Annotated in this window: 9 protein-coding genes and 2 pseudogenes; 4 read left to right on the top strand and 7 right to left on the bottom strand. The window is 54.0% G+C overall.

What is annotated here, in order from left to right; genetic code table 11:
• Nucleotides 1-60: 60 nt before the first annotated feature.
• The 4 genes and pseudogenes from QMG93_RS25615 to ppdK form a co-directional block, all read right to left on the bottom strand.
• Nucleotides 61-442, bottom strand: a pseudogene (locus tag QMG93_RS25615) (YmaF family protein).
• 101 nt (nucleotides 443-543) lie between these two features.
• Nucleotides 544-1,659, bottom strand: a complete 1,116-nt coding sequence (locus QMG93_RS25610; RefSeq protein WP_281941554.1) for an aminopeptidase — start codon at nucleotides 1,657-1,659, stop codon at nucleotides 544-546.
• A 145-nt stretch (nucleotides 1,660-1,804) separates the two neighbouring features.
• On the bottom strand, nucleotides 1,805-2,248 hold the full coding sequence (gene ndk / locus QMG93_RS25605; RefSeq protein WP_281941551.1) for a nucleoside-diphosphate kinase: 444 nt from the start codon (nucleotides 2,246-2,248) through the stop codon (nucleotides 1,805-1,807).
• Between the two features lie 172 nt (nucleotides 2,249-2,420).
• Complete coding sequence (ppdK, locus tag QMG93_RS25600; RefSeq protein ID WP_281941549.1) at nucleotides 2,421-5,120, bottom strand: pyruvate, phosphate dikinase; 2,700 nt, start codon at nucleotides 5,118-5,120, stop codon at nucleotides 2,421-2,423.
• Nucleotides 5,121-5,626: 506 nt separating this feature from the next.
• Between ppdK and QMG93_RS25595 the strand changes: the two genes are divergently transcribed.
• Both QMG93_RS25595 and QMG93_RS25590 read left to right on the top strand, forming a co-directional pair.
• Nucleotides 5,627-6,583 carry a sigma-70 family RNA polymerase sigma factor gene (locus tag QMG93_RS25595; protein ID WP_281941547.1) on the top strand — a complete coding sequence of 319 codons (957 nt, stop codon included), beginning with the start codon at nucleotides 5,627-5,629 and terminating at the stop codon, nucleotides 6,581-6,583.
• Nucleotides 6,584-6,659: 76 nt separating this feature from the next.
• On the top strand, nucleotides 6,660-7,085 hold the full coding sequence (locus QMG93_RS25590) for an SRPBCC family protein (RefSeq protein WP_281941545.1): 426 nt from the start codon (nucleotides 6,660-6,662) through the stop codon (nucleotides 7,083-7,085).
• A 79-nt stretch (nucleotides 7,086-7,164) separates the two neighbouring features.
• On the opposite strand, the gene QMG93_RS25585 is transcribed toward QMG93_RS25590, so the two are convergent.
• Nucleotides 7,165-7,581, bottom strand: coding sequence for a VOC family protein (locus tag QMG93_RS25585; RefSeq protein ID WP_007729208.1), 417 nt, complete (start codon nucleotides 7,579-7,581; stop codon nucleotides 7,165-7,167).
• A 520-nt stretch (nucleotides 7,582-8,101) separates the two neighbouring features.
• Here QMG93_RS25585 and QMG93_RS25580 point away from each other — a divergent pair.
• A pseudogene (locus QMG93_RS25580) lies at nucleotides 8,102-8,305 on the top strand (O-methyltransferase); the annotation flags it as partial.
• Nucleotides 8,306-8,745: 440 nt separating this feature from the next.
• Here the strand turns inward: QMG93_RS25580 and murA are convergent.
• Together murA and QMG93_RS25570 are read right to left on the bottom strand one after the other, a co-directional pair.
• On the bottom strand, nucleotides 8,746-10,038 hold the full coding sequence (gene murA, locus QMG93_RS25575; RefSeq protein ID WP_281941536.1) for a UDP-N-acetylglucosamine 1-carboxyvinyltransferase: 1,293 nt from the start codon (nucleotides 10,036-10,038) through the stop codon (nucleotides 8,746-8,748).
• A 29-nt stretch (nucleotides 10,039-10,067) separates the two neighbouring features.
• On the bottom strand, nucleotides 10,068-10,766 hold the full coding sequence (locus QMG93_RS25570; protein ID WP_253957647.1) for an FHA domain-containing protein: 699 nt from the start codon (nucleotides 10,764-10,766) through the stop codon (nucleotides 10,068-10,070).
• A gap of 279 nt (nucleotides 10,767-11,045) precedes the next feature.
• Between QMG93_RS25570 and QMG93_RS25565 the strand changes: the two genes are divergently transcribed.
• Entirely contained in the window at nucleotides 11,046-12,653 is a 1,608-nt protein-coding gene (locus QMG93_RS25565) for an LTA synthase family protein (RefSeq protein ID WP_281941534.1), read from the top strand.
• Nucleotides 12,654-12,995 lie beyond the last annotated feature (342 nt).

Raw genomic sequence — 12,995 nt, 5'->3', positions numbered from 1 at the left:
TGCACCAAAAAAACGCCTGTCCCGAGCTGAGCCGGAACATGCGTTTTTGGGGTACGGGCGTTACACCTCGTTGCCGGTATTGCCACCGTACCTATGCGTGTGGGGCATACTGCCGTTCACAGTCGTATACCCTTCGAAATAATGGTAGTGTCCTCCACAGGGCAGTGGGATGGACTCCGGTCGTCCCGCGAATGGTATGGCTATGGCCGTCGTCAAACGAAGTGACGGCGAAATAGCCGTGAACATGCTGAACCCCGCTGGGTGCCGGTTCGGTCATGCCGGCATAATGATGCCGATGCCCGGCATCGTACGAAGTCGTTCCTGAGAAAGGATGGACGTGAACCGGCCGGCCATCCCACGACGTAATATAAAGCCTGTGGGCATGATGAGGATCATCTTCACCGCCGGAATGAACCACGAATCCCGTAACAGGAATGTCCATATGCACCAACCTCTTCTCCATGATGATTCGTACTCCATCATATGGGAAGAGAGCTTGGGCCGCATGGGCGTTTGTCTAATGCGAATCGGTCAGCTGTATGCCTATTTCAGATGCTCGGGATTCAGCTTCTCCAGTTCCGGCACGACAAAGCGGCCGTCCTTGCGAATCAGACGATCGTCAAAATAAATTTCGCCGCCGCCGTATTCCGGACGCTGGATCAGCACCATATCCCAGTGAACCGAGGACCGGTTGCTGTTATCTGCATCCGTGTAAGCGTTACCCGGCGTAAAGTGGATGCTGCCGTCGATTTTCTCGTCGAACAAAATGTCTTTCATCGGCTGCTGTATGTACGGATTGACGCCGATCGCAAACTCGCCGACAAAGCGGGCCCCGTCGTCGGTATCCAAAATTTCGTTCAGCTTGGCAGTATTGTTCGCCGTCGCCTCGACGATCTTACCGTTGTCGAAGCGGAGCGTGACGTTCTCGAACGAAGTTCCCATATAAATCGTCGGAGTGTTATAAGAGATGACGCCGTTGACCGAATCCTTCACCGGAGCAGTGAATACTTCGCCATCCGGAATATTGTTCTGGCCTGCACATTTGATCGCCGGAATGTCCTTGATCGAAAAGCTGAGATCAGTACCCGGTCCGACAAGCCGCACTTTGTCCGTCTTGTTCATCAGTTCGACAAGCGAGTCCATGGCCCCGGACATTTTGCTGTAATCGAGGTTACACACTTGGAAATAAAAATCTTCGAACGCCTCAGTGCTCGTATTCGCCTGCTGCGCCATCGACGGGTTCGGGTAACGCATTACGCACCATTTGGTATGATTGACCCGCTGATCGACGACCGGACGCTGGTACACCTTCATGAACAAGCGCAGCTTGTCCTCAGGCACATCGGACGTTTCGGTGATGTTGTCGCCGCTGCGAACGGCAATGTACGCTTGCATCTGCTTCATCCGATTCAGCTCGATAGCCGCCATTCGCTCGTACAGCTCTTGGTTACCGCCAAGCATCAGCTTGCGCGTAACTTCGGGATAGCGGAACTCGATGAACGGATGCCCGCCTGCCGCGTACACCTCTTCTATTAAACACTTGGTCAATTCCTGATCGCGAAGGCCGATCATTTCAATCAGGATATTCTCACCCGGCTGAAGGTCGACGGAATACCGTACCAGGTTTCTCGCAAACTGCTGCAAACGTGGATCTCGCATCTTCTTTCTCTCCTTTGGGGACAGCATCTTGAACTCACCTTCTCAACGTACCAAATTTTCACGGAAAGTTCAAACCCCTAATGAAGGTTTTCGGATAAAAGATTGCATCAATTTTTACATTTTGAGGAAACCAGTTGCCGGATGGCTAGATCCAGCTTTGCAGCGACCGGTCGTAAGCAAGAAGCTCTTCCGGCTTGAAAAAGTTGGCAATTTCCCGTTCCGCGCTTTCCGGAGAATCTGAGCCGTGAATGATATTGTTGCCGGTATGAACCGCATAATCGCCGCGGATCGTTCCCGGCGCCGCATCCAACGGATTCGTCTTGCCCATCATGGCGCGGGACAGCGCAATGACGTTATCGCCCTGCCATACCATTGCAAAGACCGGACCGGAGGTAATAAACTGAACCAGCTCGCCGAAGAACGGTTTTTCCTTATGCTCGGCATAGTGGGTTTCCGCTTGGTCCTTCGTGATCACCATTAATTTGGAGCCGATCAGTTGAAAGCCCTTATCCTCAAAACGCTGAACCAGCTTGCCGATCAATCCCCGTTGTACGCCGTCCGGCTTGATCATCAAAAATGTTTTTTCCATTATCATTCCACTCCGTTTTTAAAATGATAGATTGCTAGTCTTATACCTAAAGCTGTGTGCATCCCAGTATACCCGTTTCCTTCGTTTTCCATGCCTGAGGGTATTCCGGAACAAGACACAAGAGCGCCGCCTGCACCCTTGCCTATGCAGGCGGCGTGTAATATCGCGCTGCTTAAGCGCTCCGGCCGGACGTGACGGGTTCTTCCGCAGCCGTCTCCGGCGCCGTTGCACTTCCCAACGCCAGCTGCGCTTGCGCAGCGGCGATTCTGGCGAGCGGCACCCGGTATGGCGAGCAGCTGACATAATCCAGCCCTACTCCGTGGCAGAAGAAGATCGACTGCTTGTCGCCTCCGTGCTCGCCGCAAATGCCGGTCTTGAGCTGCGGCTTCACGGCACGTCCGCGCTCGACCGCCCATTCGATCAACGTTCCGACGCCGTCCCGGTCCAGCACTTGAAACGGATTGTCGGGAAGCAGCTTCGTCTCGACGTAATGCGTCAAAAACTTGCCTTCGGCGTCGTCCCGGCTGTAACCGAACGTCATCTGCGTCAGATCGTTCGTGCCGAATGAGAAGAAATCGGCGTGCTGCGCAATGTCTCCTGCCGTTACGGCAGCCCGCGGCACTTCGATCATCGTGCCGACGCGGTAGCGGAACGTGCGGGCGAACTCGCCAAGCACCTCGTCCGCCTTGCGGGTCACGAGCTCGCGCATCAGCTTCAGCTCATTGGCATGGCCAACCAGCGGAATCATAATATCCGGCCGGACGTCGAGCTGCTCGCGCAGGCAACTGAGCACGGCGCGGAAGACGGCCTCAATCTGCATCTCGTAAATGTCCGGCAGCACAAGTCCGAGACGGCAGCCCCGGGTACCGAGCATCGGGTTCATCTCATGCAGCGCTCTGACTTTGCGCAGCAGCTTCTCCAGGCTCTCCTTGCGTTCCGTGTCCGGCCGAGCGTTCAGGCGCTCGCGCTCGATGACCAACTGCTCCATATTCGGCAAAAATTCGTGCAGCGGCGGGTCCAGCAGGCGAATCGTTACCGGCAGCCCGTCCATCGCCCGGAAAATGCCCTCGAAGTCCTCCTGCTGCATCGGCAGCAGCTTCGCCAGCGCCTCCGCGCGCTCCTCCGCCGTCTCCGCCAAAATCATCGCTTGCACGACCGGCACCCGCTCGGCGCTCATGAACATATGCTCCGTCCGGCACAGCCCGATGCCTTCGGCGCCGAAGCTGCGCGCCTTGGCCGCATCCTCCGGCGTATCGGCGTTCGTGTACACCTCCAGCGTACGAATCTCGTCCGCCCAGGCGAGAAGCTGCTGCAGCTCGACGGTCAGCTCGGGCTCGCGCAGGCTGACTTCGCCGAGGATCACCCGTCCGGTCGCGCCGTCGATGGACAACGCGTCGCCTTCCCGTACCGTGACGGCTTCTCCGTCAGCAGTCGTCACGGCAAAGACGCGTTCCGTCAAGCGCAGCGCTTCGCAGCCGCAGACGCACGGCTTGCCCATCCCGCGGGCAACGACCGCCGCATGGCTGGTCATGCCGCCCCGGCTGGTCAGCACGCCTTCGGCCGCCAGCACGCCGTGAATATCCTCCGGCGTCGTCTCCGAGCGCACGAGGATGACTTTGCGCCCCGCGCGGGCCCATGCCTCGGCCGTGTCCGCGTCGAACACCGCGACGCCGGAAGCGGCTCCCGGTGATGCCGGAAGACCGGCCGCCAGCACATGCAGCGGCTTGTCGGTGTCGATCGCGCGGTGCAGCAGCTGATCCAGATGGAACGGCTCGATGCGATTGACCGCTTCGCCGGTATCGATCACGCCCTCGCGCACCAGATCGACGGCGATTTTGACCGCGGCCTGGGCCGTCCGCTTGCCGTTTCGCGTTTGCAGCAGATAAAGCTTGCCCTGCTCGACCGTAAACTCGATATCCTGCATGTCCGTGTAATGCCGCTCCAGCTTCTCCGCCGTCTGCACGAGCTGGTCAAAGACGAGCGGCATCTCCTCGCCGAGCTTCGCAATCGGAACGGGCGTCCGTACGCCGGCCACGACGTCTTCCCCTTGCGCGTTCATCAAGTATTCGCCGTACAGCACGGGCCCCCCGGTAGACGGATTTCGCGTAAACACGACGCCTGTCCCGCAATCGCTGCCCATATTGCCGAACACCATCGTCTGAATGTTGACGGCCGTCCCTTGTTCATCGGGAATCTGGTGCACCTTTCGGTAAACTTTCGCCCGCGCGTTGTTCCACGAACGGAATACCGCTTCAACGGCCAGCACAAGCTGCTCCTCCACCTGCTGCGGAAACTCGCGTCTTGCTTCCTTACGGATCACCGTCTTGTACTCTCCGATCAGCTCCGTCCAGCCTTCGGCGCTCACTTCGCTGTCCTGGCTTACATTTAATCGCTGCTTGAGGTGGTGCAGCAGCCGCTCGAATTGATACGTTTCGATGTCGAACACGACGTTACCGAACATTTGGATCAAACGGCGGTAACAATCGAACGCAAATCTCGGATTGCCGGTCAATGCCGCAAGCCCTTGCACCGTTTCGTCGTTCAGACCCAGGTTGAGAATCGTATCCATCATACCAGGCATCGAAGTCACCGAACCCGACCGGACCGACACGAGCAGCGGCTTGGCCGGATCGCCGAAGCCTTGGCCCTTCGATTGCTCCAGCTCCCGCATCGCTTGGTGGACCTGCTCCATCAGCCCCGCCGGAAGCTGCATACCCGCTTCATAGTAGGAGCGGCACACGTCCGTCGTAATGGTAAAGCCCGGCGGCACCGGCAAACCGGCGTTCGTCATCTCTGCAAGATTGGCCCCTTTTCCGCCAAGGAGCTGCTTCAAGCCAGCATGCCCCGAATGAAACGGCACTACACTTTGCATGATTGATAATCCTCCCGTCATTTTAGAACCTACGGTACGCAGACCGCGAGTAACATATGGAACGTTGTGGATGTTTAATGATGTATAAAACATATCATAGCTTTATTGTATTGTAAATAGTGTGTATTATTTATATTTAATACACACTATTTATTCACAGCTATCCGGTCTCCGGACCCGTGAGAAAAATAACGTTGTCCAAAACAAATAAAGTTTTCTTAGTGCTTCATAGCTCAAACTAAAAACTACATGCTACTCTCGTAGGAGCTTAGATTGAATAATGGAAATTTAACAAGGTGTAGCCTCAAAGGACTTCTGAATAAAGTTTGCGAAAAACTGGTTCAATTTCCTATGTATGTAGTGCAGGAGGAAATCATAGTATAGGTGTTGAACTATATTTTGTGCAGTGACCTCTAGGGAAGCCACCATCATAGGCATGGAGCCGGTTAATTAATATACCTGGATGAAGGTACCGCCCTTCGGGGAGATCGTTAAGGGAGGCCGCGATGAACGAGACCGCATTTGACGAACCATTATTTGCAAGCTTGAAGCCGGGCTTAACCTCGTTCTGTTACCGAATGCTAGGCTCCATGGACGATGCGGACGATGCCGTTCAGGAGACAAGTATTCGGGTCTGGCAGAACTGGAGCACGTTCAGACAGGATTCCTCGTTCAAAACTTGGGTCTATCGGATTGCCTCCAACCTGTGCTTGGACAAGCTGAGACAATCCAAACGCCGCGCGCTTCCCGTTGACCTGTTCGACCCGGCCGTCGCCATCGTTGAGCCGCGCGACACGCTGCCGGACTCTGCTTGGATCTGGCCGTCTCCCGACTTTGGAGGCAATCCGGAGGATCGGCTCATCCGAAGAGATACCCTTCAACTGTGCTTCATCGCTCTCCTGCAGACCTTGCCTCCGCGGCAGCGCGCGGTACTCATTTTGAAGGATGTATTTGAATGGTCCTCCAAGCAGATCGCGGAAACGTTGGCGATGTCGCCCGCAGCGGTGAACAGCGCCTTGCAAAGAGCCCGAGAGACGATGGACCGGGCGCAGCTTCGCTCGGATGAGCTCAGCAGCATGGACGTTCAACCGGAGCAGCAGCTGCTGTCCCGGTATGTGGAGGCCTTCGAGCAATTCGATATTGCTGCGCTCGTCGCGTTGTTCCACGAGGAAGGCTGCATGTCGATGCCGCCCTTCGAGATGTGGATCCGCGGCAAGGAAGATTTGTCCGCCTTCTATTCGCTTACTCGCTGGCATTGCGAAGGTTCGCGATTTGTGCCCATTACGGTGAATGGCGGTTATCCGGCGTTGGCCCAGTATATGCCGGGCAAAAAGGGCTCTGGCCTGGTACCCTGGGGCATCCACGTCATCGAAACCAAAGAAAATCAAATCCTGCACGTTCAAAACTTCATTCATACGCCATTATTTTCGCGATTTGGGCTGCCTGAGCGAATTGACCAATGAATTTCGTCATTGGTTTACGTCTATATCATTGAGAATAAACAAACAATGAATATCATGAGAGAGGTGTCTATTTAAAATGGAACCGAGTCAACCGACGAAAGTAACCGTGCAAGCCGTCATTCAAGCCCCTTTCGAGAAGGTATGGCGCTATTGGACCGAGCCGGATCACATCACGAAGTGGAATCAAGCGTCCGAGGACTGGCATGCGCCGAGAGCCGAAAACGATCTGCGGGTCGGCGGCAAGTTTCTGACACGGATGGAAGCGAAGGATGGCAGCATGGGCTTTGATTTTGGCGGCGTCTACGATGTCGTGAATCGGCATGAGGCGATTGGCTACACCATGGAAGACGGAAGAAGAGTGGATATTGCTTTCGTCGATCAAGGGAATGAGACGAAGGTCATTGAAACGTTCGACGCGGAAAGCTCCAATCCCGTCGAGTTCCAGCAAGCAGGCTGGCAAGCGATCATGGACAATTTCAAAGCCTATACCGAACAAAACTAATCATCGCGAAGAAGACGCCGGGGAAGATGCCCGGCGTCTTTCATTTTGAACCCTAGTACGAGCGTGCTCTCCGTTAGCCTTAACCTTGTGCCGCATCCATGTTCATGTAGTTAATGGCCCATAGATGGCCGTCCAAGTCCACGAAGCCCCAATGATACATGAACCCATGATCTTCAGGTTCAGCGTGCAATTTCCCGCCCAAGGAGACCGCGGTATTCACGATTTCATCGACCTTTTCCCGGCTCTCGAAGGCCAATGCGATCGTCATCTGCGCATACTTGCTCGTATCGACGGATTCCTTCTCCGTGAGCGTATTAAAGAATGCTTGATTGATCAGCATGACCTGCAGGTTGTCGCCGATCACGATGGCTACCGAATTCTCGTTCTCGGGGAATTGCGGGTTGAGCTCGAATCCGAGTCCGGTGAAGAACGCTTTCGATTGTTCTACGTTTTTTACAGGCAGGTTGAAGCTCGTGAATGCGGACGTTAATGCCATTTTCAAAACACCTCTTCGTCAAATTAGTTTGTGTTCATTTATGCCTTCGTTTATATAGACGACAACCGATCCGGGAATTCATCGGTCTCATGGATTCGGAAGCGCAAATTTTGAAAAATAACTTGGTATTGAGTTCGGGTACCCGCCATTCCCGTAAGGTTGCTTATTCTTATTGTGCAGGGATAAAAATTGAACCTCTCTAAAAAGGAATTCGTCTGAAGATCCTGCAGGCTGTTCTAATGGAAAACGATAGTTTAACAACAATGCATGCTGCCGCAAAATTAGTGGCAGCATGCATTGTTGATTTCGGAAATTCTAAGAAACTCTACACTACATGTTCTTATGTATGCTTAATTAGAACGTTTATTTGAAAAATTGGAAATCATATAAGAACTACACTACATTGTAGACTGAATTGGCGATTAAGCTAATGAACTTGATCATATATTTTTATATATTTGAAATATTTTTAATCCTACAACCGAAAGGAGCCATTTAACATGTTTGTTTCCGATAGGAACCAAAACGAATGATCATAGGCGATAATGTCGTACGCGACGGAGCGGTACCCGACGGCAACAGTACCGATCCTAGCGTTCAGGGTGTGCGCCGATTCTTCGAACTTATTGCCTCCGAGCCGCGCGTAAGCGCCACAGCCATCCAAACGGTGGGCTGCAAAGGGTACGACGGATTCGCGATAGCTCTGGTTACCAATGATAATTAGCTAATATACAAATGAAAGAGTTTACTTCGTTGAGCCCCCCGAACGGAACGATTTCACAGGACAAAGGAACTGTCGTGCGCTATGTTTGTCTTAGATGGCCTGTTTTCCAGGATAAAGAACATACGTTCCTTTATTCGTGTCGAAATATTTATAGCAAGGCTAAAATCAGGCATTTAGCGCATCTGAGTTCCTCTGTAGTTGCAGAAGGAGGTCAAAAAGATAGTTTAGAGGAACTTTTCCGCGTCTATTTTGTCTATTTTGCTCGCGCTAGATCCGGTCATAAGTGAGAGCAGGCTTCGCTCGGGGGCTCCTTGTGGCCTCTGGCGCCATCCGGTTATCGACAAGTCCGCAAACAGCAAAAAAACCTCTCCGAAGAGAGGTTACAAGAAAGGTTACATTGAGGCAAAAATAAGGCTTGTCCATCCGTTTCTATGATCCTGTCACGCCATCCCGGCAGCCCGGCCATCCTGCTCCGTCTCCCGCTCATGCAGCGACAGCTTGGCGCCCAGCGCGCGGAAGCTGCCGATGACGTCCTCGTAGCCGCGCTCCAGATGCTCCACGCCCGTTATGCGAGTGCAGCCTTCCGCTGCGAGTCCGGCCAGCACCAGACACGTGCCCGCGCGTACATCGGTCGCATGCACCCAATCGCCGACAAGCGGCCGGCCGCCCTGAATAAAAGCACTTTCTCCGCGTACCTCGATCTCCGCGCCCATACGGCGAAGCTGCGGCACGTGATTGAACCGGTTCGGATACACCCGTTCCGTGACGATGCTCTTGCCTTTGGCCTGCGTCAGCAAAGCCGTCATCGGCTGCTGCAGGTCCGTCGCGAAGCCCGGATACATCGTTGCGCGGACCCGGGTCGCGCGGATCTGGCCTGTACCGCGGGCGGTAATGCGGTTTTCGTCCCATTCCATCTCCAGCCCCACCTCGCTCAACTTGGCGATACATGCCCCAAGGTGCTCGGGAATGACATCCTTCACGGTCACGGTACCGCCGGTGATACCTGCACTCATCAAAAATGCCCCGGCGATGAGCCGGTCGGGAATCACGGCATGCCTTCCCCCGTCTAAGTATGGCACTCCCTCGATCCGTATGCGGTCCGTCCCTGCACCATAAATGCGCGCGCCCAGACCGTTCAGGAACGCTGCCGTATCGACGACCTCCGGATCGACAGCGGCATGATACAAATTCGTCCGGCCCTGAGCGCGGACTGCCGCCAGAATGGCGTTGATCGTAGCGCCCGACGTCACGGTATCGAAGTAGATGTCTGCCCCGCGCAGCGTTTTGGCCTCAACAATATAGTGATCCTCGCGGAACTCCACCGTCGCGCCCAGCGCTTGGAACGCCTTCATATGCTGGTCGATCGGTCGGGAGACAAAGTTGTCTCCCCCCGGAAAGCCGACCGTCACCCTCCCGAATTTGGCAAGCAAGGCTCCGGCAAAATAGTAGGACGCCCGGTAGGCGGACGCCTTGCCCGGATCGATGATCGCGCTGTGGATGTAACGCGGGTCCAGCACAAGTTCGCCGGATGGGCGACGGGTGATCGTCAAACCGATATCTTTGCCGATCTGGGCGATCAATTTCACATCGTCGATATTCGGAATACCCTCCAGCGTCACAAGACCGTCCGCCAGCGAGGCGGCGGCCAACAAGGCGAGCGAGCTGTTTTTGGAACCGGGAATATGTACGCTGCCGTTCAGGGGACCGGCAGATTCCACTTCAATCCATCTCATTGACCCTTACCCACTTTCCGATGATGTCATTATTTGTTATGAAGCTCCAGCACGTATCCGCTGCCGCGAACCGCACTGATGAGGAAGGTGTCTTTGCCGTATTTTTTGCGAATCCGGTACACCAGCGCATTCAATTCGTCCATCGTCACATCCGGAACCCCGTCCTCGCCGACCGAGCGCTCCGGCCATACAGCCTGCTTGATTTCGGCAATCGGCACGAGCCGATTGGCATGATCGTACAGCAGTTGAATAAGCAAAAATTCTTTCTCGGACATCGCAATCCGCTTACCGTCAACCACACATTCCCGTTTCTCCCAATGGATCGTCAGCGGTCCGTTCGGTTCGTCCCACCGCTGCGTAATGCTGAGCGGCTCGAACTCCAGCGTCTGGTCGGCGAAAAGATACGAAAAATGCAGTACCGTCATCCCCTTGGCCAGCTTGATGATATCAAACGATTTCAACGGATACGGTTGATTCGGTTCGACGATCACACCATTGATTTCCGTACCGTGCGTGCTGCCCAGATCGTACAGGACCGCACGCTCCTCTTCTTTGCGGATCACTATATGTTTACGGGAAATAAACGCGTTCGAAAAAGCGAAGTCCGGAGAATACGAGTTCGACGCCCTCCCGACTACCGTTTCGGCGGCGGTCAGATTCAGGCACGTACCTGAGCGGAAAGGCTCTCCGCGAATCACATAAAGACAAGCGAAAGTATCCAGTTTCATTCCCTCCGAGTGCTGCACAGCGGTCATGCGTCGTTGTGCGGTCGATAAAAATAAGTTGACCTCCTATCATCATAGCTTATTTCGGCCATGAAGGAAAATAGGCTTCGCTGACGCATCAGTTATATTTCGGTAATACGACTCTGTCAGGGAAAAACGGACATAAAAAAGCCCGCTTCACCGAAGGATGCTTACGAAGTGCACCGCTCTATCTACAAGACGAAGGTCCGTGGTATAATAGCACTACTTTAACGAAAACGCATTCAAACGGGAGATCTGCCTATGCCTTTGTTTTTTCGCCTTACGGCTTTGACCTGCGGCTTATTTCTTCTTATTATGTTGCAAGCTTCGGTTTACATCCGACCTCCCGTCCCACTGCCGCCACCCGAGATTGAAATTCAAACGGAATGGTCGCCCGAAGAGCTGCAAAAGCCCCCGAACATCATCATCCTGCTCAGCGAAGCATTTTGGGACATCACTCAAATCAAAAGCCTGCAATTCAGCGAGGACCCGGCGCCGATGTTCCATGCGCTGCAAGAGAAATTCACCCACGGCACGCTGCTTTCCCCGATGTTCGGCGGCGGTACGGCCAACGTCGAGCTGGAAGTGCTGACCGGGCATTCGATGCGCTTCTTCCCGGAGGATTCCACTCCGTACGAGCAGTACATCAAGCAGCCGACCGCTTCGCTGGCCAGCTTGTTAGCGGGACAAGGCTACAAGACGACGGCGATCAGTCCGTTTTACCATTGGTTCTTCAACAGCTCGGAGGTATACAAGCATCTCGGATTTTCGCGTTTCATCAGTCTGGAGTACTTCAATCCGGACGAGTATGTCGGCCCTTACATCGGAGATCACGCCGTCGTACGGCGCATCATCGAGGAGTCCGAACGCAGTTCTGGCCCAGACTTCATTTTTGCCAATACAATGGAAAACCATTATCATTACTGGCCCGGCAAGTTTAAAAAGAACCATATCGAAGTGAAAAGCAATATGTCCAACGCGGTCACAGGTATAGCCGAGACGTATGCGCAAGGCTTGTCAGGCGCCGACCGGGCGCTGCAGGAGCTGGTTCTGCATTTCAGCAGGTTGAAGGAGCCGACGATCATTGTATTTTTCGGCGACCATCTTCCTTCCTTGGAAAAGCTGCTCGTTTATAAGGATTCGAATTACATCAGCGGTGAGGACGACCCCGACTTTTTAGAAAAAATGCATAACACTCCCGTCGTCATTTGGAGCAACTATTTGCCCAAGGAAGCGAAAGAGGAGCTCCATATGAGCCCATCGTTTCTCGGGCCATACATTTTGAATCTGGCGAAGCGGCCGGGCAGCCCTTACATGGACTTTTTGTCCGACCTGTACCGAAAAATGCCGGTGCTGCCGCCGAAAACGTATTATGAAGCAATGAACATCGACGTGAATCTGGTGCAGCAGTACGAGGATCGGCAGAAGGCCATCCTGGAGTTGGAGAAGCAGGCGGCCGCAAGCAGCGGGAACGCAAGCGCGGCGGGCAGCAGCGACGCGAGTAACTCAGCTGTCGATACTGGCGGAACTGGCGGCGATGTGAGGGGGAAGCCGTTTATTCTCGGCTACGGCGAACCGCTCATCGAACGGGTAAGCCCCGCTTTCTTAACCGTGGGGGGCGATGCTTTCGGAAGATCGCAGCTTACCGTACATGGCGGAAGATACGGCCTTGGCAGCACCGTCTTCATCAATGGCGAACCACAGCAGACGACTTGGCTGAGCGAAGCCTCGCTTAGCATCAGCCTGCCGAAGGCACTGACGGCCAATGCCGCAACGCTTGACGTCCAGGTACGCGTCGTCGATTCCAAGAACCGGGTATTGGCCGAATCACGAATCGTAAAGGTGCCCGTGCAAGAGAAGAAGCGTTGAAAAGCCGAAGATGCGGCATCCCTTTACGAATCGGATGGCGTGTCCTCGGCTTTCTTAAAAATCAGAAGATAGTTCATTCTCTCCTGAAATCATGCATCTGTAATAGCTCACATATAATAGCGCACCCGAAATGCTTTATCGGAGGCAAATTGAGCCATCTCAAACTCTTAGCGGAACTCAGATGCTCTACTCTTGTCGAAATTTCTCGCCCCACCTCCAAACAGAGCACTTAACGCATCTGAATTCCTTTATTTCCTAAATCACTTCTTCCAACCGGCCATTAGCGGAAATGAGATGCTCTATTTCCATCCTCTGCAAAAAAAAGCGAAGCCGATGCTCTAA

Origin of the sequence: Paenibacillus tyrphae (assembly GCF_027925525.1) — a bacterium.
Lineage (GTDB): Bacteria > Bacillota > Bacilli > Paenibacillales > NBRC-103111 > Paenibacillus_G > Paenibacillus_G tyrfis_B.
This window is presented reverse-complemented; position numbering and strand designations above follow the sequence as displayed.